An 18,133-nucleotide genomic window follows, 5' to 3' on the forward strand; every position below is an offset into this window, starting at 1 on the left:
TAAATTACTTCACCCGTCTATATGCTGCTGATTTCTTGGTTGACACCCAGTCATTTTGTCATACTGGGGTTACAAATAGTTTTTGCGATCGCTCACAGTGGAGGCGCTGCTTTGCGTCCTTGGGCAGAAAAGTATATTGGCCCAAGGCTTTATCGCATTCTCTTTGCATTAGTCAGCCTCCCGTTGGCTGTGATATTAATTATTTACTTTTTTGGGCACCGTTATGATGGTTTGCAACTTTGGCAGGTACAAGGAGTGCCAGGAGTACGAGAATTTGTTTGGCTGCTGTCAGCAATCTCGTTTTTGTTTTTATATCCTGCTACCTTCAATCTACTAGAAATTGCTGCCATTCAAAAGCCCCAAGTTCATCTCTACGAAACCGGAATTATTCGAATTACCCGTCATCCCCAGATGGTGGGACAAATAATTTGGTGTGTTGCCCATACTCTGTGGCTGGGTACTACCTTTACCCTTGTGACTTCCATTGGATTGGTGTTGCATCACTTGTTTGGGGTTTGGCATGGGGATCGCCGTCTAAGCGATCGCTATGGAGAAGCCTTTGAAATTGCCAAACAACGGACTTCAATTATTCCCTTTAAAGCAATTATTGACGGCCGTCAATCTATCTTATGGCAGGAATTTCTTCGCCCTTCTTATTTGGGAGTTGCCATTTTTATAGCTTTGCTTTGGTGGTCGCACCCTCTGTTGATGGAAGCAACTGGTAGAATAAAATGGGAAATTTAAGCGATCCCCAGTGTCAGCAGAAAATCCCAAATAGATTGAAATTTCTACTTATCAATTGCCCCGAATCAATGTAGGATAAATTCAAACATCTATCAATGGGGGTGCGTTTAGTCAGCTTAAGATTTTATATTGGTAGTTGAAGACCCGTTGTCTTTCCTTGGGAGTAGCAAATTGTCACAGTCAAATCCCAGGCGGACAAAGCAATCAGGAGTCTAACATCCGAAAAAGCCACAGTGAGAGTCGCAGTGGCTTTTTACGTCAGAGACACATCAACTCGCAGAATTTTTGCCCAATTATTCTGTGTCCTGAGATTTGGTTCCTGAAAGCATCTATCAGCAGTTACTGACTTACCAATCCTTCACTTCAGTACTGATAAGTAATTTGATATAAAAACCTTATAATCCAAGAGGCGTCATGGTGTTGTCGGTTAGTGAACGGACATTTACTCAAGAAGTTTTAGAATCACCTATTCCTGTTTTAGTTAACTTTGAAGCACCTTGGTGTGGCTTGTGTCGGATTATCCACCCACTGTTGTTGCAATTTCAAGCCCAATGTGGGGACGAAATTAAATTAGTTGGGGTTAACGCCGATCAAAATTTTAAATTGTCTACTACTTATAGGCTAAAGTCACTGCCAACTTTACTACTGATTCAAAATGGCACTGTTCGCCATCGCTTAGAAGGCTTTCGCGGCAGAGAAGATTTACGTCTAGCTTTAGAAGACATTAAAGCCAGCTACAGCAATTACGCGAAAATCTACAATAGTTCAAAAACAGTGGACTTAGAGCGTCGGTCTGCTTGATGGGTATGGGACATGGGGCATGAGAAAATGAGGGGACAAGAGGGCAGGGAGGCAAGTGTAATTCCCAATTCCCAATTCCCAATGCCCCATGCCCAATTCCCAATTCCCAATGCCCAAATCTAAAACCATGCTTAACACCCCACCCAATCAGTCTTGGGTGGGTTATTTTATCCTAAAGGGTGTGTGTCACAATTATTAACAGTTTCGACACGCTAAATCAAGAATTCTAAAAGTAGGCGTCAGTGATGGAAGTAATCTATCAGTATGCCTGGCTGATTCCGGTGTTCCCTCTTTTTGGGGCGATGCTGGTCGGTCTAGGGTTAATCTCGTTGAATCAGGTGACAAACCGCCTACGGCAGCTTAACGCTGTGGTGATTATCTCCATGATGGCAGCAGCTATGGGACTGTCGTTTGCCTTGTTATGGAGTCAAATTCAAGGACATGCGCCTTATCTCCGCACCTTTGAATGGGCGGCAGCAGGTAATTTTCACCTGAGCATGGGCTACACTATTGACCACCTGACAGCCCTAATGCTGGTGATTGTCACAACGGTAGCCTGTTTAGTCATGGTTTACACCGATGGCTACATGGCTCACGATCCCGGTTACGTGAGGTTTTACGCCTATCTCAGTTTGTTTGGCTCTTCAATGTTAGGTTTGGTGATCAGCCCCAACCTAGTACAAGTTTATATATTCTGGGAACTGGTGGGGATGTGTTCCTACTTGTTGGTCGGTTTTTGGTATGATCGCAAGTCAGCAGCGGATGCCGCGCAAAAAGCTTTTGTGACCAACCGCGTAGGCGACTTTGGTCTGTTACTCGGCATTTTGGGGCTGTTCTGGGCGACAGGAAGCTTTGATTTTAATATCATGGGCGATCGCCTCGCTGAACTCGTGCAATCAGGTTCTATCAGTAATTTTCTAGCTGTCCTGTTGGCGATTTTAGTTTTCTTAGGCCCAGTAGCGAAATCAGCCCAATTCCCCCTCCACGTCTGGCTACCAGATGCGATGGAAGGCCCCACCCCCATTTCTGCCTTGATTCACGCGGCAACAATGGTGGCGGCGGGTGTTTTCCTCATTGCCCGGATGTACCCAGTATTTGAAGACGTTCCAGCAGCAATGAATGTCATTGCCTTTACTGGGGCGTTTACGGCGTTTTTGGGGGCAACCATTGCCATTACCCAAAATGACATCAAAAAGGGCTTGGCTTACTCCACCATTTCCCAACTTGGTTACATGGTGATGGCAATGGGAATAGGTTCCTACAGTGCTGGACTATTCCACTTAATGACCCATGCCTATTTCAAGGCGATGCTGTTCTTGGGTTCAGGTTCAGTAATTCATGGTATGGAAGGTGTTGTCGGTCACGACCCCGCCTTAGCCCAAGATATGCGCTTGATGGGTGGACTGCGAAAGTATATGCCCGTCACAGCAACTACCTTTTTGATTGGTTGCTTGGCAATTTCTGGGATTCCACCTTTTGCTGGTTTCTGGTCAAAAGATGAAATTTTGGGGAAGGCTTTTGAGGCTAACCCATTTCTTTGGATGATTGGCTGGCTAACTGCTGGGATTACTGCTTTCTATATGTTCAGAATGTATTTCATGACATTTGAAGGCAAATTCCGGGGTACTGACGAAAAAATCAAGCAAAAACTCAAGAGTGCTGCGGCGACAATTGTCCTGGAATTAGAGTCAGAAGAACCAGTCCCGAATTTTGGGCCTGGGGCGATGAAGAAAGGAGAATTGGCGGCAACTAGTCAGCATCATGATTCCCATGACTCCCACGGACATCACAGCGACTCCCCCCACGAATCGCCGTGGACAATGACGCTGCCGTTGGCACTGCTAGCAGTGCCTTCTATTTTGATTGGTTTGGTGGGAACACCCTACGCCAATTATTTTGAAGAGTTTATCTTTCCTCCTAGCGAAACTCTCTCCGAAGTTATAGAAAAGGCTGCCGAGTTCAATCCGACGGAATTCTACATCATGGCGGGTGCCTCAGTCGGAATTTCCTTGATTGCGATTACCCTGGCTTCGCTGATGTATTTGCGCCGTAAAATTGATCCGGCTGCGATCGCTGCTAAAATCCAACCACTTTACGAGTTATCCCTCAACAAGTGGTACTTTGATGACATTTACCATCGGGTTTTTGTCCTCGGCTTGCGTCGCGTAGCTAGACAAGTTATGGAAGTTGACTTCCGCGTTGTCGATGGTGCTGTTAACCTCACAGGCTTTTTCACCCTTGTTAGCGGTGAAGGCCTGAAGTACCTAGAAAACGGTCGCGCTCAATTCTATGCCTTGATTGTATTTGGGGCTGTTTTGGGCTTAGTGATTGTCTTTGGTGTTACCTGATTTTAATAGGGGTGGGCGGCTGTCCACCCCTAAGTTTTTTAAAAGTAGCTAATAGGCGAATGATAAAGAAGAAATACATTTACTGGCAAGATGATGATATGTGGTTAGGTTATCTCGAAGAATATCCCGACTATTGGACTCAAGGTGAAACTGAAGAGGAGTTAAGAGAAAATCTACTCGATATTTACAATGAATTAACAAGTGGAACTATCCAAAATATTCGTAGAGTTGCAGAACTTGAAGTTTCATGAAACGAAGAGACTTAATCAGTAAACTTGAAGAAATGGGTTGTATCTTCGTTCGTCATGGTGGCAAGCATGATTGGTATCAGAATCCAATAACAAAAATATCTCAAGCTGTTCCTAGACATAGGGAAATTAAGGAGAACTTGCAAAACATATTATTAAGATGCTTAACGATGAAGCAGGCTAATGCTTAGAATAAAAGGTACTCACTATGACCCTTGAACAGCTTGAAGCCGAAGTTCTTGCACTTTCAAAAGATTCTCAAGTGATTTTATTAGCAAGATTACTGGAAAGATTGGGTCAAGAAAGTGGAATAGATCAAGAAATTGCGGCTAGTTGGGCTGAAGAAGTGTTTCAACGAGTTCGTGCATCTTTTACTGAATTAGTCGAGAATAGAATTCAGAAATCAATTAGTAGGGGATTTAAACCCCCTAAATTTTGTTAAATATTCAAGTCTTCTTTTACATCTGGCGGTTCAAACATAATATCAAAACCTCCATTGGGAATAGTTCGACGCAAAAATCTTAAATGGTCGTCTGCATCTTGGCGGTTAGCAAAACGGGCGACGGTGTGAGATTGGGTAATCACTACAGTTTTTACTATCACCCAAGGATGATTTTGGACAATAACTGGTTTTATCATGGTGAATGTCTCCTTTTGTTAGGGAGCCAAGAGCCAGCAGGAAGCCTCGGAAACTTATTTGCTGGCTTCTGACAAGATTTGTATTTTTGTTGCGGGGTTGCTGTAAGTTTGAGTGTGTTTTCATCGCTTCTAAACACTCTCATCTCATAGATTTTGTGGTAAAAGCTGGGTTGCATCATGGTCGTGAAGTCCTGGGACAACTAGCCATAGCCACATCCGGCACTTGAATAAGCGCAGTAATAGCAGTTCTTCAGGGAATATTTGATTTCTGTGACCTTGCCAGTGTCCCAGGTGTGCAAGTTGTTGTTTGGCGCAGGTTGGGCAGAGGTCGCCTGGTTTTCCTTTGTCGATGGTGTAGTTTGAGTCTTCAGGATTGAGGGGTTTAATCCCAGGAAAGCGCCCTGCTTGGGAATGGGGGCAGGGTTTACCGTCGAGTTCTGCGGGGATGATGCCAGTGCAAATTAGGTTATCGGGGTATACGTTGCCGTCGGGGGAGAGGAAGAGGGCTTTGGGTTCGGTGTTTTGAATATTCATTTTACAATGTAGATTGTATATTAACAAAAATAAAGTCTACATTGTAAAATGTCAACAAATAGACCAAAAGTTCTTTTGACCTTTAGCCTCTGTCTCTATATTTAAATCCAGCTTGATCCGCAATTAAGGTTAGGTATTTCGATGTAGCTAGGGTTGGCTCATAGGCTGCAATTTCCCATTGACTGACTGTTTGCTGATAGACACCTAGCCTTTCTGCAAACTCTGCCTGTGTTAAACCCATGTGAAGACGCAGTGCTTTGATTAATTCGCCATTCCACAGTACAGTGTCACCTTTAAGCTGAACTTGAAAGTTATTAGGAGGTTTATAAAATTTGATTTGCTGCTTATCAAATTCAACATCTTCAACCCGATACCCCGCTTCTATCCAGGCTGAAGCTTGTAACGCACCTTTACTGCGATTGCTCCACCACGCCCGTTTACTTTTCGCTGAATTGGGCAAAGTGTCTTTTATTAAATTCTCAATTTCAGCAAATGATAGAGTTATTTCATTTTGCTCACTGCCACGCAAAAATTCAAGGAGTGGCTGATATTTACTCCCCTCCTTCATGTCACATCTTCCTCTCCCAATATCATGCGTTCAATACGGGCTTTTGCTTCATAAACTAAGTTTTCAGCCTGAGTATGTAGGCTTTTAGCTTTATTGGAGCGTTGGGTAATTTCCGTAACTATTTCGTTTTGAACTTCTTTATCAGGAACAGGAATAAGCGTTTCTTTAATATCACTTTCTAAGATAGCTGGGTATGACGAACCCGCAGATCGTCGCCTAAATTGTTCAAGGGTGGTGCTTAATCGTAAAGCCAAATGTAGATATGCAGAACTTATTTTTTCTGTTGAATGAATAATAGTAAATCCTGTAGAACAAATAAAACCTTCCATTTCATTTTGGATCAGTGCAATTGCTCCTCTATTAGGGCGTACTGTAGATACAATAATATCTCCAGTATAAACAACTTGCCTCGCACGGCTAGGCGCATTTGCTTCAGTAACTTCTATAGCTCTCTCAACCGTTCCTAACTTAATATTAATACTGGAAATATCAATATACTGAAATATAGCTTCTGCCTCATTTGACAGTTTCCGTATTCTTTCTCGAATATGTTGCATTGAAATATTTGCTAATATTCCATCAGGCAACACAATCGCTAACTTGCCTCTTGGTGCAAGAAATTCTAGACAACGATTAATAAAAGCTACTTCTTGCGGTAGGCTTGGAACAACCTTGCCCTTTTTCTTTGTCACTCCATCTCGTCCAGCAAAGTCTTTTAAAACACTTTCATTTGTCACTTTAGAACCAAATCGAGGATTAGTTAAAATCATTGTCAACCCTCCCATGTAAAACCCAGGACATTCTGGAAGCCCCTCTGTAATTCCTCCTGTAATGCTACCCAATGGCTCCAGCGAATCCATTACCTTTAAATCTGCATATTGTGCGCCATTCATTAAAGTATTAACTCGCGCTATGTGCATCACAGTTCGAGAATATTCAGCACCAAATAAATGATTATCTCGAAACTTGATAAACTCTTGGGTTGGTTCTTCAAGATTAATCCCTTCAGCACTACCACCATTATTTGCTATTGCTTTTGCATACTCCTGCTTACGCACATAATCCAAAACGTGCGTCAACATCCGCGCTGAACCACAAGCAGGATCACCAACATAATCATTTACTGTAGGTTGCAAAATACCTACCATTAAATTAATTACTGGTGTAGGTGTGAAATATTGCCCCAAATCATCACGGAAAGTCTTACTTAAAAAATCCTCAAACACCCCACCTTTGACATCTGCTGAAGATTTTCGCAAACTCCAAGGCTGTAAACGCTTAACAATTTCCATTGTGGTATGAGGCTTAAATTGCAGCACATCAGCTTCATTAAAAGCCAAACGCGCATTCAAATCAGCACCAAATTTTTTTGCTAGTGTTTCTCGTTCCCATTGCTTCGCTTTCTCAAAAGTATCTCTGACTTGAACTAATAAACGTTCTGGATCAGTTTCATTACTAACACTAAATACATAAGCCCGTGATTCTCCTGTTTGCTTTACCAAGTCTATTGTTGCCTGTTCGTCATACCATTTAGCAAACAAGAATTTAACCATTGCATCAACAGCTTCTTGTGGCTGCAAACCCTCGTTATCTCTCAGAATAGAGTGACAACCAGATCGTGTATCTCCCAAAACTTCCCGAAACCTATCACGGGTTAGGGGCGTGAGTCCTGTCTGAATCCCATCTGGTTCACTGGGATTAAGGATTACAGTATAAGGGCTGTGCTGTGCGGCTTCACGGGCGCTTTCATATTTAGGTAAATCGCCAATAGGTTCTAACTTGCGTGGGTAGTCAAGGTCACGACGATAAATTACTGTATGCTTACCACTGCTTAAAATCGCATAACGGGCAGATGGTGAAGCACTCATGTAAGCATTGAGTCGGTTAAGATGATCTACCCAACCTTCTCCTTCAGTCCCGCCAACTTTTTTATTTGGTTCCATAGCCTCCACCATAATGAAGGCTACATCCAAATTACCTACAGAATCAGCATAGCGGTCATCATAAACTACAACATCTGCGCGTCCTTGATAGCGTCGTCCGCCTTGATAAGTTCCCTCAGCAAAATCTGCATTTAGTTCTAGTTCCATTGCCTCTAGTGGAACACCGTACTCTTCTACTAAAATCTCAAGCGCCCACATCGTCACAGGGTCTTCTGCTGGACGTACATAAGAACCATCGGCTTTAAATAACTTCTGTAGATTTATATACTGGCGATACTTCTGTGGTATGTTAGCCGGATTCTGGTAAGGATTAGTGAAATCGGAGAAAGGCATGAAGTTATTGCTATGGGAGACAGACTACACAGTAGATAAATGATATGCGATCGCGGCCAATAGAAGCCCAACATTTAGTAAAATAATAAATTTATCACTAATTACAATTAAAAAAATAATTCATGTATTGTGACAATCTAGTTTTCTCCCGTCATGCTATCCAGCAAATGTTTTATCGTCGCATCAGTCAAAAAGAAGTAAAAGCTGCGATTTCTTATGGAGAAGTGATAGAAGAAAATCCTGATGATATACCCTACCCCAGTTATCTCATATTGGATTTTATAGAAGGTAAACCGATTCATGTTGTATTTTCTTACGATGAAGCTACAGATATAGGATATGTAGTAACAGCTTATATTCCTGATGCTAATATTTGGTTAGATGGTTTTAAAACTAGGAAACAAAGATGATGAAATGTGTAATTTGTCAGCATGGAGACACTAAACCAGGTTTAGTAACTGTGACATTAGAAAGAGATGAATGTATTATTGTTTTAAAAAAAGTTCCAGCAGAGATTTGTGATAACTGCGGTGAATATTATTTAAGTGATGCTGTTACCGAACAGGTTTTACAAAAAGCAGAGTCAGCTATTAATAATGGAGCAGAGTTGGAGATTCTTAGATATGCAGCTTAGTTTTCTTATTGGCGTTTCTGCTTTAGCGATGGGTTTGGCTACGCGATCGCTCAAGGTAAACTTTGCGAAATCTCTCTTTCTTTTAGCAGATTGGGCAGATGCAATCAGTTGTTGTTGAGTTTTATTAAATGATTTATTCCATTTCAATTCATCTTGCAAATCTTCCAGGTACTCTCGGAGATGTTCTGCAACTCTTTCTTGCACATCTTCAGATAAAGATTCCATCATCTTAATTACAGTAGCGATCGCTGGAGATGACATAATCTAATTTCCTTTATCAATTTTCCCTGTCTATTTTACTAAAAAAACTCAATCAAATCGCTTACTGTAGTCCCAAAGCTCTGAAACTGGGAAGGTTTGTTCTACTGCTGCTTGTCGCACTGACTCTTGCAAATCAGCTAATATTTGTGCTTTTGGCTCTTGTTCATCAATCCAAGCTAAACCACTGACGTTATCAGAATTTATGGAACTTATGAGCTGTTGCCAAAGTTCTACAGGGACGAGTACATCAGTTGTTTCTCCATTTACGTTAGTGACATAACGAATCTGATTTTCAATTTGTGCGATTATCATTATGTTTAGTTCTCCTGCTATGCTTTTTTGCACCAAATTGCTTTTTTCAACTACCAAACCGCATTTTGTATTTTTAGAGTTGGACTACGCGTAGACGCGGAGCGCCTTGTCGTAGACATCGCACCCCTAAGCTATAATTTACCAACTTTTTTAGGGTAAATTGTTGACCTGACCGGGAGTATCACAACCTACATTCCGCACGCCCAAAGGTCAAAAGAGACTCCCAACAGGAGAAACGAGGGATTGCCAATTTAATTAAATCAACCTAACGAGGAAGACGAAATCCCCAAAAAGCTGTTACTTAATAACTAGTGACTTTTTGCCAAACATGATTTTGATAGCAGACGAATTGTGATGAATATAGCTAATTTTCCGTGGCTGACGACGATTATTCTGTTTCCGATAGCCGCGTCGCTACTTCTTCCCGTCATTCCTGATAAAGAAGGCAAAACAGTGCGCTGGTACTCCCTTATCGTGGGGCTGATAGATTTTGCACTAATTGTTTATGCTTTTTATACTGGGTATGATTTCTCCAATCCAGATTTGCAGTTGGTGGAAAGTTACCCCTGGGTACCACAAATGGGTTTGAATTGGTCAGTAGGGGCAGATGGCTTATCCATGCCCCTAATTATTTTGACTGGATTCATTACCACGCTGGCGATTTTAGCAGCTTGGCCTGTCACCTTCAAGCCCAAGCTATTTTACTTCTTGATTTTGGCGATGTATGGCGGTCAGATTGCCGTGTTCGCCGTCCAGGATATGCTGTTATTTTTCCTGGTGTGGGAACTGGAACTAGTACCGATATACTTTCTGCTGTCGATTTGGGGAGGTAAAAGGCGGCAATATGCAGCAACCAAATTCATTTTATACACTGCTGGCGGCTCGCTGTTTATTTTGCTATCTGCCCTGACAATGGGATTTTACGGCGATACGGTGACGTTTGACATGAGAGCGATCGCCTTAAAAGATTTTGCCCTGAATTTCCAACTAGCCCTCTATGCTGGCTTCCTGATTGCTTACGCCGTCAAGTTGCCGATTATTCCCTTGCACACCTGGCTACCTGATGCCCACGGTGAAGCTACAGCCCCCGTACACATGTTATTAGCAGGTATTCTCTTGAAAATGGGCGGTTACGCCTTAATTCGGATGAATGCCCAGATGCTCCCCGATGCCCACGCTTATTTTGCACCAGTGTTGGTGGTTTTGGGGGTAGTTAATATCATCTACGCTGCCTTAACATCCTTTGCCCAGCGAAACCTGAAGCGAAAAATTGCCTACTCCTCAATTTCTCACATGGGCTTTGTGATGATTGGTATTGCCTCCTTCACCGATTTGGGATTGAGTGGGGCAGTATTACAAATGGTTTCCCACGGGTTAATTGGGGCGAGTTTGTTCTTCCTGGTTGGCGCAACCTATGATCGCACTCACACCCTAATGCTGGATGAAATGGGCGGTGTTGCGAAGAGAATGCCGAAGATTTTCGCCATGTTCACCACCTGCTCAATGGCTTCTTTGGCATTGCCAGGGATGAGCGGTTTCGTGGCAGAATTGATGGTATTTGTGGGCTTTGCTACTAGCGATGCTTATAGCTCTACCTTCAAAGTCATTGTAGTATTCTTGATGGCAGTGGGAGTGATTTTAACTCCGATTTATCTGCTGTCGATGTTGCGAGAAATTTTCTACGGAGAAGAGAACAAGGAATTAGTTTCTCACCAAGCTTTGATAGATGCTGAACCTCGTGAAGTATTTATCATTGCCTGTTTGTTGATTCCAATTATTGGGATTGGTTTCTATCCAAAATTGCTGACTCAAATGTATGACGCGACAACTGTACAATTGACTGCAAGATTGCGTGATTCAGTGCCGACATTAGCACAGCAAAAAGATGAAACCCTAAAAGTTTCTTTGAGTGCGCCGAAAATTGGTAATTAAGTTGCGATCGATAGTTTAGTTTAAACATTTATTGCTTTGAGGGCGGGTTTTGTACCTGCCCTTTTTGTTACTCAATTCAAACGTTTTAATTGGGTAACAATAAAAAAACTGTATGAGGGGTAAATGAATAAATGTATTTTTTACAATTATTCTAAAAATAGATTATTAAGCTGATTGATAGATTTGTTTGCAACCAATGAAGTAAATCTTCCATAGTAGTAAAATTTAACAAAGTTTCGCCAAGGGTTTCTAATTGATTTAAAGAAATAGATTGCATGTGTTTTTGCAATTGTGGTGATAATTCTCCCAATGGTCTTTGTAATAACCTTAAAAATAATGGTAAAAAACCTCTAAAAAGTGTTTGATTAAAATTCGTGAATGGCTCTGTAGTGACATATCTGATACTTAAGTACGATTCAGAAAAAAATTGGGCTAAAAATCAGCTAAGTTCCAGCTACGCCATATTTTCGAAGTCAAGGTTGAGAAAAGACTTTTTCTCTTGGTAGGTATAGCTAATCAGCCCAGCTACCAAATTCACCATGAAATTGAATACTCTGCGACTTCTGGAATGTTCTAGTTGAACAATATTCCACCCTTTTTTGCTATTGTGGGTTAGACACTCTCATAGTCAGTACCAAAAAATTACTTAATTAGAAAATTACACTTGCAATTGCTTTTCAATACTGAAAATAAAGAGAAGCTATGGCTACGACAGGCTATTCGGCATCGCTAAAAATGGTTCTTTATTCTGGCGCTGCGATCGCACATCAAGAGATTACCTACAATCTATTTAGAATCAGATTTGGCAAAACCGCTCATGTTAAACTACAATCCACTACATTGTTTGCCATCTTCCGAAGAGCTACCCGACTCAAATGATACCCCTGTGGATAATGAAGTCCAAAATTTAATTCCCGGCTTACTGAAAACGACACTGGCTTTAGTTTGGTGCGATCGTTGGGATTGGTTTTTTGGTGTTGATATGGGTATTTATTATCACCCAGACAAACCAGCCATTGTCCCTGATGGGTTTCTCAGCTTAGGAGTTAAACGTGTAATTGATGAGGACTTACGCTTAAGTTATGTGCTGTGGGAAGAAAAAAAGCTGCCAATTTTAGCACTAGAAGTTGTTTCTCAAATTTATCGGGAAGAACATAGCAGCAAGAAAGAACTCTATGCTAAAGAATTAGGAATTTTGTACTATGTTGTGTATAGTCCCCTTCGCCGGAAAAAGACGCCTTTGGAGGTGTATCACCTAGTTGATGGGGAATATATCTTAATGTCAGGAAATCCCGTTTGGCTACCAGAAATTGGTTTAGGAATTGGGCGAGAACGGGGAATTTATCAAGGTATAGTCCGGGAATGGCTTTACTGGTATGACGAGGAAGGGCAAAAATTGCTCACACCAGAAGAACGGATTAGGGAAGCGGAAGAACGCGCAGCTTTTGAAGAAGAGCGACGAGTGGAAGCAGAACAAAAAGTGAAAATGTTAATTGAAAGGTTGAATGCGCTTGGTCTCGATCCAGAAACTTTGTTATAGATTCACCAAATTTCGTAATTTTTACTGTCTTAATGTTAATTAGCTTCCTGGGTAGGGAATTATATTTATAAGCAACTAATAGCTTAACGGTACAAATCGTAATGACTTGTTGCTAAATAAATATATTTATCAAAACCTGCATCAAAAATATGGAAGTTAAATTAGGATTTGGAGCAGTCCCAAAACCTCAATATGTTTTTGTCAGCAAAGAAGCCGATCACTGCTGGTATATGCTTGCTGAAGATGAAAAACGCATCCCAATTTATGAGAGAGCTTTGACTGGAGTAATTACAGGAATAGAAGTTAATAAAAAGGTTGAAACTAAATTCGGGCCAGTTGAAAAAAACGATTTATATATTTTGGCAGATAAACCTTATATTATCCGTTCAGGTAGCGACTCTTTCTTTTCTAAAAGTTTATTGTTATCTTTAGATACCCTTACTTATAAAGAATTGTGTAATTCACTAACGATCGCCGTTAGTCCTGGAGATAGTAATGTAGTTTTTTGTAAAATTTACGATCCAATAAATTATCGTTCTGTAGGTGTTAGTTGGGATGGAAATAAGGAATTAGACTGGCAAGCTTTAGGACAAAGAGTAAGTTTAAAAATTAATAAAATTTATAATTTTAATCAATATAAAAATCAATCTCAATCAGAAACAATTGACAATATAAAAACGCCTGAACCGCATGATGTTTTTATAGCTCAAACTGACACATATTTAGCTCAATTAAATTGGACTCCAGAGCAGGGAAGGGAATATTTGCAGCAGAAATATGGCAAGCGATCGCGTCTACAACTCACTGATACAGAAATTCTGGACTTTATTGATTACTTGAAGCTACAACTAACCCAAAGTTACTAAACTTAGATTCTGTGAAGTTTTTCCCGTTAACTAGCAACTTCCAACCAACCTTGAATTGCATCTTGTAGCATTTCTAACAGATGTTCGTAGCTGTTTCCCCAAGTGTGACATCCTGGTAGGGCAGGTACAGAAGCACACCACACACCATCTTCTTGCCAGATAACTGCTTTAATTTTCATCGCTAATCATCTCTACAAGATTGCGACTAATATTTTAGCGTCAAGCCGAGTGCGTAGGCGTAGCCCGTCGTAGACATCGCTTGTCCATTACATTGAGATTTTAGCCTCCCACAGGTGCGATCGCATCCGGCAATAATGAACAACTAGCCCTTACATTAAACTCAATCACAGAAATAGCTAAATCCTGCCCATTCAAAGAACTTGCAAATTTAGCTTCTGTTCGCGCTGCCCTAGATGATCCAGATCACGAATGGACGTTTTGATTTTATAACAGCGCGATCGCTCTCCCAAAACTTTCTAAAAAAGCCTACGTTGCTGGGCTTTTTTCATGTAGTATGAGGCTTACGGGCTACAAAAGCTTTGAGGATAATAGCGATCGCCACTATCGATGCGATCGCAATAGTTGGGCTGTCTGTTCAATCCACAAGTTAAAATCTGCTTTATAAGTTGCGCTCATAGCCGTTATTGATCAGGTGCATAGTTTAAGCCAAAATATCTTCATTTTCCGATGCGCTCAAGTTCCTCTCGCAATACTCGCCGTAATGTGTCTTCTAACGGTTCACGGCGCTGCTGAATGTACTCACGCAAGGCATCGTTAATCAAAGTTTGGTAATTTCCTCCACCTGCTGCGTGAACTTGGTCACGAAACCATGCTAGTACTTCATCATCTAGACGAATTGTAATTCGAGTTTTGCCTGTTGGTGTTGATTCAATCGCTCCCCGCTTGCCCTCGCTAAAATCATACTCAGCTTCCATCACTTATCCATCCTCATACTGCTTTTGTTCATAGCGCGTAGCTTTGCGGGCAGAAATTAATCGAATCTCATCATTGCGCCATGTATACACAACTACTAAAACTCGATTGAAAGCATCTATCCCAATAGTGATAAATCTCTCTTCATCAAAACGTTCATCTGTGATGGTAATTGCTAAATCGTCAGAAAATACAGTTACTGCATCAGCAAAGTCAACGCCATGCTTGCGAAGATTGGCTGCTGCCTTATCCCTATCCCACTGATACGCCATCTAAATCTATTGTATGCACGAATGTGCATATTAGCAGATGAAGAGTACTTAACTGGCTTACTTCTGTATGTTTTTTCAAGCCTCAAAAATCTTCATCATCAACAAAAAATTCCGCATCGTCTTCTAATCGAGAATTACGCTGTCCAATACCAGCTAGTCCCCAAAGAGGTTGCAGCAGTGCCATGCCAATTAACCCCAAACAAGCACTAAAAGCTAACACTAAACCCATTGGTATCTGAATCGATTGGAATGTTAAGAATTTTAACGATACGGGTGTGGCATTTTGGACTGAAATAATTGCGATCGCGATTACCCAAACCGCTACAACTACGGATGTCAAAAAAGGAGCAATTTTCATACTTTGAGCAAAGTTAGGAGTGAGATAACTGTTAATAGGAATTAAGAATTATTAATTTACAAATCTTAACTTTTAACTGCTAATTCTTATCCCTCTAATTTAGCAATGACACTCTCTAACTCTTGGGCAATTTGGGTGAGTTTTTCGGGAGTGTTGGTTTCTAGGTAGACGCGCACCAGTGGTTCTGTACCGGAGGGACGCAGTAAAATCCAGCTACCTTCTTCTAAATACAGCTTAATACCGTCTTTCCGCCCCACTTCCTTGACTTTAATTCCTGCTACCTCTGTAGGCGGATTTTTAGTAAAGGAGTCGATAACGGCCGTTTTGTGCGCCTCTGTGAGGTGCAAGTCTAGGCGGTTGTTGTAAAGTGGCCCATCAGCTTCTGCGATCGCTTCTTTAACCATCTGACTCAGAGGTTTACCTTCATAAGCGATCGCTTCTGCCACCAGCATATCTGCTAAAACCCCGTCTTTTTCTGGAATATGCCCGATAATACTCAAACCGCCTGATTCTTCTCCACCAATTAATACGGCAGTTTCCCGCATTTTTTCACCGATGTATTTAAAACCAACAGATGTTTCGTAAATTTGCAGCCCATTTTTAGCAGCGAAATTATCCAACAGGTGGGTTGTCGCTACAGTGCGGACTATCGCGCCAGTTTTACCTTTGTTTTTAATTAAATGACGTGCTAGAACTAACAACACAGTATTCGGAGTGAGGACAGTTCCTTGTTCATCAACAATACCAAAGCGATCGCTATCTCCATCCGTTGCCAAGCCCAAATCAGCTTGATCTCGGACTACAGCTTCCACTAATTCAACCAATTGTTCTCCTTTGGGTTCTGGCATTCCACCCCCAAATAAAACATCTCTCCAATCGTGGAAACTTTCTAGCTGAACACCACTATGTTGTAAAACTTCATCTAAATAGCCACGGGAGGTAGAATACAAAGCATCGTACTTTATTTTTAAATTAGCGCTTTTGATCTTTTCTATATCAAGTAGGGTGTAGATAAATTGCAGGTAATCAGGTTTCGGATCGAAAATTGAAATTGAACCTGATGGGTTGTTTCCAGGTAACTCATCCGATGCACTTTCTATATTTGCCACAATAGTATCAGTAATCTCTGGAGTGGCAGGCCCAGCATAATCGGGTATATATTTAATTCCACAGTAAGGTGCTGGATTATGACTAGCAGTAAACATTAACGCCCCTGCGGAATTTAAGTAACGGGCATTGTAGGCAATTACTGGTGTGGGGCAATCCCGAACGGTAATTTTCACAGTCCAACCCAAGTCTGCCAGTACTTGGGCCGCAGTTTTGGCAAACTGGTCAGCTAAAAAGCGAGTATCGTAGGCAATAAGTACTGGTCTATCTTTTGTGTAGGCTGTTTCCAAGTAGGTGGCAATTGCTCTTGTTACTTTTCGCACATTGGGGAAAGTAAAGTCATCGGCAATAATCCCTCGCCATCCATCAGTACCAAATTTTATCTTGCTAGACATTCTTGCCACTTGCTCCCGTACATTATCAGTACTATAAAAGCTTCCTGCAAAGCGTGTGTAGCAGCAACTATCCTCCGAAGTTCTTTTCTAAGTAAGGCTTAGTTTAAACTTCTCCCCACCGTATTTTCTCTCACTGTTTCTGAGCAATGTCAACCCCCGATCGACCTTTTGCCAGTTATCACCTTTGGTCTCTAGTTGCCCCAGCGACCGGGCAAGAACGCTGGCATTGCCAGATGAGACGGGGGTTTATCAAAGCACGGCAACACGAACCACAAGTCAAAGCACTGCTAGCGCAAGCCACTGCACCCCAGCGCATTGGTATACTCGCGCAAAAAGGTGTTTATGAGTTTCATCATCATAGGCATCTGCTGAAGCAATCAGATGGTGTAGAAAGAGTTGCACAGCTACTTAAATTAGGCAATTCAAGCGTTCAAGTCCAGCAACGCGTGCTGCAAATTTTGCAAAAATATCATGATGCGCCGTTGCTTTTGGATAAAGATATTATCCAATTAACTCCGGGTGATGAAGGCTTTCCTAAGCCAATAGTAGTTGAGCAAGAGGATTATTGCTTTCGGTTATATGCGGCTATGGACTGTGTTTTCATTGAATCTGATAGGACTTTACATATTTTAGATTTCAAAACAGGTAAGTCAGCTTTTGACAAACGACAGGCATTAGTTTATTTGCTAGCTGCTCGTTATCTTTACCCTGGACACGAAGCTGTCGCATCATTTTATAATTTAGAAATATGTAAAAAGTCTGAGTTAATTAGCATCAATAATTACGAATTAGAATCTTTAAAATTTGAGTTAGCTAATATTGCCCACAAGCACCAGCACGATTTGCAAAAATATCAGGAAAAAACTACTAATTTTAGTAAAATTTTTCCTCCAAATCCTGGCTCTCACTGCCGCTTTTGTCCATTTAATTCCATCTGTGAGTTTGCCGATTTTAAGCAAACTCAATCATATCCAATGCCCAGTTTAAGAGTTAATAGCTAATTAATTTACCTATTTATCTTGGTTCAATTTTCAAAACAACTTACTAAATACTCGTATTTTTACTGGTCTGATTCTCTTCTATCAGACAACCTAGATGTTGCGAAAACAATTGTAGGTTGGGGAGCCACTGCGTTGCGCGGGTTCCCCGCGTTGTAGCAAGTGGCGTTGGAGGCATTGCGTAACCCAACATCCTGATATTTTATATTGTTGGGTTACGCTCCACCCAACCTACGTCTAATGCACTATTTTAAGTTTGCCATACCAGTACAATTTTGTTTGCTGGGGAGTAGGGAAGAAGCAAGGGAGGCAGGGGAGAAGTTGCAGTAAATTTTTCCCTTCGGCATCTCTGCCTTTTGTGTGCGAT

Annotated in this window: 24 protein-coding genes and 1 pseudogene; 13 read left to right on the forward strand and 12 right to left on the reverse strand. The window is 41.4% G+C overall.

The window, feature by feature from the left end:
• The first annotated feature begins 21 nt into the window (after positions 1 to 21).
• The 6 genes from FBB35_RS05465 to FBB35_RS05490 all read left to right on the forward strand — a co-directional run bounded on the left by FBB35_RS05465 (position 22) and on the right by FBB35_RS05490 (position 4,583).
• The gene (locus FBB35_RS05465; protein WP_174708816.1) at positions 22 to 744 is read left to right on the forward strand and encodes an NnrU family protein; all 723 of its coding nucleotides are present in this window, start codon (positions 22 to 24) and stop codon (positions 742 to 744) included.
• Positions 745 to 1,158: 414 nt separating this feature from the next.
• Positions 1,159 to 1,545, forward strand: coding sequence for a co-chaperone YbbN (locus FBB35_RS05470; protein ID WP_174708817.1), 387 nt, complete (start codon positions 1,159 to 1,161; stop codon positions 1,543 to 1,545).
• A 245-nt stretch (positions 1,546 to 1,790) separates the two neighbouring features.
• Positions 1,791 to 3,893, forward strand: coding sequence for an NAD(P)H-quinone oxidoreductase subunit 5 (locus FBB35_RS05475; RefSeq protein WP_174708818.1), 2,103 nt, complete (start codon positions 1,791 to 1,793; stop codon positions 3,891 to 3,893).
• 59 nt (positions 3,894 to 3,952) lie between these two features.
• Positions 3,953 to 4,144 (forward strand): type II toxin-antitoxin system HicB family antitoxin, encoded by a 192-nt coding sequence (locus FBB35_RS05480; RefSeq protein WP_094339619.1) that lies wholly within the window; start codon positions 3,953 to 3,955, stop codon positions 4,142 to 4,144.
• A gap of 32 nt (positions 4,145 to 4,176) precedes the next feature.
• Positions 4,177 to 4,332, forward strand: coding sequence for a type II toxin-antitoxin system HicA family toxin (locus tag FBB35_RS05485; RefSeq protein ID WP_254625973.1), 156 nt, complete (start codon positions 4,177 to 4,179; stop codon positions 4,330 to 4,332).
• A gap of 17 nt (positions 4,333 to 4,349) precedes the next feature.
• The gene (locus tag FBB35_RS05490; RefSeq protein ID WP_174708820.1) at positions 4,350 to 4,583 is read left to right on the forward strand and encodes an addiction module component; all 234 of its coding nucleotides are present in this window, start codon (positions 4,350 to 4,352) and stop codon (positions 4,581 to 4,583) included.
• Here FBB35_RS05490 and FBB35_RS05495 read toward each other — a convergent pair.
• The 4 genes from FBB35_RS05495 to FBB35_RS05510 form a co-directional block, all read right to left on the reverse strand.
• Entirely contained in the window at positions 4,580 to 4,780 is a 201-nt protein-coding gene (locus tag FBB35_RS05495) for a hypothetical protein (protein ID WP_174708821.1), read from the reverse strand. The genes FBB35_RS05490 and FBB35_RS05495 overlap by 4 nt on opposite strands.
• Positions 4,781 to 4,924: 144 nt before the next feature.
• The gene (locus tag FBB35_RS05500; RefSeq protein WP_174708822.1) at positions 4,925 to 5,314 is read right to left on the reverse strand and encodes a hypothetical protein; all 390 of its coding nucleotides are present in this window, start codon (positions 5,312 to 5,314) and stop codon (positions 4,925 to 4,927) included.
• An 82-nt stretch (positions 5,315 to 5,396) separates the two neighbouring features.
• The gene (locus FBB35_RS05505) at positions 5,397 to 5,882 is read right to left on the reverse strand and encodes a DNA-binding transcriptional regulator (RefSeq protein WP_174708823.1); all 486 of its coding nucleotides are present in this window, start codon (positions 5,880 to 5,882) and stop codon (positions 5,397 to 5,399) included.
• The gene (locus tag FBB35_RS05510) at positions 5,879 to 8,158 is read right to left on the reverse strand and encodes an N-6 DNA methylase (RefSeq protein WP_174708824.1); all 2,280 of its coding nucleotides are present in this window, start codon (positions 8,156 to 8,158) and stop codon (positions 5,879 to 5,881) included. The genes FBB35_RS05505 and FBB35_RS05510 overlap by 4 nt, the downstream gene beginning before the upstream one ends.
• Positions 8,159 to 8,280: 122 nt before the next feature.
• On the opposite strand from FBB35_RS05510, the gene FBB35_RS05515 reads away from it, so the two are divergent.
• Positions 8,281 to 8,568, forward strand: coding sequence for a DUF4258 domain-containing protein (locus FBB35_RS05515; RefSeq protein ID WP_174708825.1), 288 nt, complete (start codon positions 8,281 to 8,283; stop codon positions 8,566 to 8,568).
• On the forward strand, positions 8,565 to 8,792 hold the full coding sequence (locus FBB35_RS05520) for a type II toxin-antitoxin system MqsA family antitoxin (RefSeq protein WP_254625828.1): 228 nt from the start codon (positions 8,565 to 8,567) through the stop codon (positions 8,790 to 8,792). Before FBB35_RS05515 ends, FBB35_RS05520 begins: the two co-directional genes overlap by 4 nt.
• Positions 8,793 to 8,867: 75 nt before the next feature.
• Here FBB35_RS05520 and FBB35_RS05525 read toward each other — a convergent pair.
• Positions 8,868 to 9,053, reverse strand: a pseudogene (locus FBB35_RS05525) (hypothetical protein); the annotation flags it as partial.
• Positions 9,054 to 9,101: 48 nt separating this feature from the next.
• The gene (locus FBB35_RS05530; RefSeq protein ID WP_174708826.1) at positions 9,102 to 9,365 is read right to left on the reverse strand and encodes a hypothetical protein; all 264 of its coding nucleotides are present in this window, start codon (positions 9,363 to 9,365) and stop codon (positions 9,102 to 9,104) included.
• Positions 9,366 to 9,719: 354 nt separating this feature from the next.
• Here FBB35_RS05530 and FBB35_RS05535 point away from each other — a divergent pair, with 354 nt between their 5' ends.
• The gene (locus tag FBB35_RS05535; RefSeq protein ID WP_174708827.1) at positions 9,720 to 11,297 is read left to right on the forward strand and encodes an NAD(P)H-quinone oxidoreductase subunit 4; all 1,578 of its coding nucleotides are present in this window, start codon (positions 9,720 to 9,722) and stop codon (positions 11,295 to 11,297) included.
• A 151-nt stretch (positions 11,298 to 11,448) separates the two neighbouring features.
• Here the strand turns inward: FBB35_RS05535 and FBB35_RS35360 are convergent, their stop codons facing one another.
• A complete protein-coding gene (locus tag FBB35_RS35360; RefSeq protein ID WP_174713530.1) occupies positions 11,449 to 11,700 on the reverse strand; it encodes a DUF4351 domain-containing protein in 252 nt (83 codons plus the stop codon).
• A gap of 299 nt (positions 11,701 to 11,999) precedes the next feature.
• Between FBB35_RS35360 and FBB35_RS05545 the strand changes: the two genes are divergently transcribed.
• The 3 genes from FBB35_RS05545 (at position 12,000) to FBB35_RS05555 (ending at position 13,703) form a co-directional block, all read left to right on the forward strand.
• A complete protein-coding gene (locus FBB35_RS05545) occupies positions 12,000 to 12,176 on the forward strand; it encodes a hypothetical protein (RefSeq protein ID WP_174707952.1) in 177 nt (58 codons plus the stop codon).
• Entirely contained in the window at positions 12,115 to 12,837 is a 723-nt protein-coding gene (locus tag FBB35_RS05550) for a Uma2 family endonuclease (protein WP_174708828.1), read from the forward strand. The genes FBB35_RS05545 and FBB35_RS05550 overlap by 62 nt, the downstream gene beginning before the upstream one ends.
• A gap of 149 nt (positions 12,838 to 12,986) precedes the next feature.
• Positions 12,987 to 13,703 (forward strand): hypothetical protein, encoded by a 717-nt coding sequence (locus FBB35_RS05555; RefSeq protein ID WP_174708829.1) that lies wholly within the window; start codon positions 12,987 to 12,989, stop codon positions 13,701 to 13,703.
• A 26-nt stretch (positions 13,704 to 13,729) separates the two neighbouring features.
• Here FBB35_RS05555 and FBB35_RS05560 read toward each other — a convergent pair whose 3' ends face one another.
• The 5 genes from FBB35_RS05560 to FBB35_RS05580 form a co-directional block, all read right to left on the reverse strand.
• The gene (locus tag FBB35_RS05560) at positions 13,730 to 13,882 is read right to left on the reverse strand and encodes a type II toxin-antitoxin system HicB family antitoxin (protein ID WP_174708830.1); all 153 of its coding nucleotides are present in this window, start codon (positions 13,880 to 13,882) and stop codon (positions 13,730 to 13,732) included.
• A gap of 498 nt (positions 13,883 to 14,380) precedes the next feature.
• Entirely contained in the window at positions 14,381 to 14,638 is a 258-nt protein-coding gene (locus FBB35_RS05565) for a BrnA antitoxin family protein (RefSeq protein WP_174708831.1), read from the reverse strand.
• Between the two features lie 3 nt (positions 14,639 to 14,641).
• The gene (locus tag FBB35_RS05570) at positions 14,642 to 14,908 is read right to left on the reverse strand and encodes a BrnT family toxin (protein ID WP_174708832.1); all 267 of its coding nucleotides are present in this window, start codon (positions 14,906 to 14,908) and stop codon (positions 14,642 to 14,644) included.
• Between the two features lie 82 nt (positions 14,909 to 14,990).
• Complete coding sequence (locus FBB35_RS05575; RefSeq protein WP_174708833.1) at positions 14,991 to 15,266, reverse strand: LapA family protein; 276 nt, start codon at positions 15,264 to 15,266, stop codon at positions 14,991 to 14,993.
• Positions 15,267 to 15,352: 86 nt separating this feature from the next.
• Entirely contained in the window at positions 15,353 to 16,768 is a 1,416-nt protein-coding gene (locus FBB35_RS05580; RefSeq protein ID WP_174708834.1) for a phosphoglucomutase/phosphomannomutase family protein, read from the reverse strand.
• A gap of 146 nt (positions 16,769 to 16,914) precedes the next feature.
• Between FBB35_RS05580 and FBB35_RS05585 the strand changes: the two genes are divergently transcribed.
• Positions 16,915 to 17,769: a PD-(D/E)XK nuclease family protein gene (locus FBB35_RS05585; protein ID WP_174708835.1), complete on the forward strand. Its 855-nt coding sequence runs from the start codon at positions 16,915 to 16,917 to the stop codon at positions 17,767 to 17,769.
• The last annotated feature ends 364 nt before the right edge of the window (positions 17,770 to 18,133 follow it).

Origin of the sequence: Nostoc sp. TCL240-02 (assembly GCF_013343235.1) — a bacterium.
In the GTDB taxonomy this organism is placed as follows: Bacteria; Cyanobacteriota; Cyanobacteriia; order Cyanobacteriales; family Nostocaceae; genus Nostoc.

Excerpts from the sequence above, each read along its gene's own strand:
- FBB35_RS05520 (WP_254625828.1), top strand. The coding sequence starts at position 8,565 with ATGATGAAATGTGTAATTTGTCAGCATGGAGACACTAAACCAGGTTTA.
- FBB35_RS05560 (WP_174708830.1), bottom strand. The coding sequence starts at position 13,882 with ATGAAAATTAAAGCAGTTATCTGGCAAGAAGATGGTGTGTGGTGTGCT.
- FBB35_RS05515 (WP_174708825.1), top strand. The coding sequence starts at position 8,281 with ATGTATTGTGACAATCTAGTTTTCTCCCGTCATGCTATCCAGCAAATG.
- FBB35_RS05470 (WP_174708817.1), top strand. The coding sequence starts at position 1,159 with ATGGTGTTGTCGGTTAGTGAACGGACATTTACTCAAGAAGTTTTAGAA.
- FBB35_RS05510 (WP_174708824.1), bottom strand. The coding sequence starts at position 8,158 with ATGCCTTTCTCCGATTTCACTAATCCTTACCAGAATCCGGCTAACATA.
- FBB35_RS05555 (WP_174708829.1), top strand. The coding sequence starts at position 12,987 with ATGGAAGTTAAATTAGGATTTGGAGCAGTCCCAAAACCTCAATATGTT.
- FBB35_RS05485 (WP_254625973.1), top strand. The coding sequence starts at position 4,177 with ATGGGTTGTATCTTCGTTCGTCATGGTGGCAAGCATGATTGGTATCAG.
- FBB35_RS05490 (WP_174708820.1), top strand. The coding sequence starts at position 4,350 with ATGACCCTTGAACAGCTTGAAGCCGAAGTTCTTGCACTTTCAAAAGAT.
- FBB35_RS05575 (WP_174708833.1), bottom strand. The coding sequence starts at position 15,266 with ATGAAAATTGCTCCTTTTTTGACATCCGTAGTTGTAGCGGTTTGGGTA.
- FBB35_RS05480 (WP_094339619.1), top strand. The coding sequence starts at position 3,953 with ATGATAAAGAAGAAATACATTTACTGGCAAGATGATGATATGTGGTTA.
- FBB35_RS05545 (WP_174707952.1), top strand. The coding sequence starts at position 12,000 with ATGGCTACGACAGGCTATTCGGCATCGCTAAAAATGGTTCTTTATTCT.
- FBB35_RS05465 (WP_174708816.1), top strand. The coding sequence starts at position 22 with ATGCTGCTGATTTCTTGGTTGACACCCAGTCATTTTGTCATACTGGGG.
- FBB35_RS05585 (WP_174708835.1), top strand. The coding sequence starts at position 16,915 with ATGTCAACCCCCGATCGACCTTTTGCCAGTTATCACCTTTGGTCTCTA.
- FBB35_RS05495 (WP_174708821.1), bottom strand. The coding sequence starts at position 4,780 with ATGATAAAACCAGTTATTGTCCAAAATCATCCTTGGGTGATAGTAAAA.
- FBB35_RS05580 (WP_174708834.1), bottom strand. The coding sequence starts at position 16,768 with ATGTCTAGCAAGATAAAATTTGGTACTGATGGATGGCGAGGGATTATT.
- FBB35_RS05505 (WP_174708823.1), bottom strand. The coding sequence starts at position 5,882 with ATGAAGGAGGGGAGTAAATATCAGCCACTCCTTGAATTTTTGCGTGGC.
- FBB35_RS05530 (WP_174708826.1), bottom strand. The coding sequence starts at position 9,365 with ATGATAATCGCACAAATTGAAAATCAGATTCGTTATGTCACTAACGTA.
- FBB35_RS05500 (WP_174708822.1), bottom strand. The coding sequence starts at position 5,314 with ATGAATATTCAAAACACCGAACCCAAAGCCCTCTTCCTCTCCCCCGAC.
- FBB35_RS05535 (WP_174708827.1), top strand. The coding sequence starts at position 9,720 with ATGAATATAGCTAATTTTCCGTGGCTGACGACGATTATTCTGTTTCCG.
- FBB35_RS05565 (WP_174708831.1), bottom strand. The coding sequence starts at position 14,638 with ATGGAAGCTGAGTATGATTTTAGCGAGGGCAAGCGGGGAGCGATTGAA.
- FBB35_RS05475 (WP_174708818.1), top strand. The coding sequence starts at position 1,791 with ATGGAAGTAATCTATCAGTATGCCTGGCTGATTCCGGTGTTCCCTCTT.
- FBB35_RS05550 (WP_174708828.1), top strand. The coding sequence starts at position 12,115 with ATGTTAAACTACAATCCACTACATTGTTTGCCATCTTCCGAAGAGCTA.
- FBB35_RS05570 (WP_174708832.1), bottom strand. The coding sequence starts at position 14,908 with ATGGCGTATCAGTGGGATAGGGATAAGGCAGCAGCCAATCTTCGCAAG.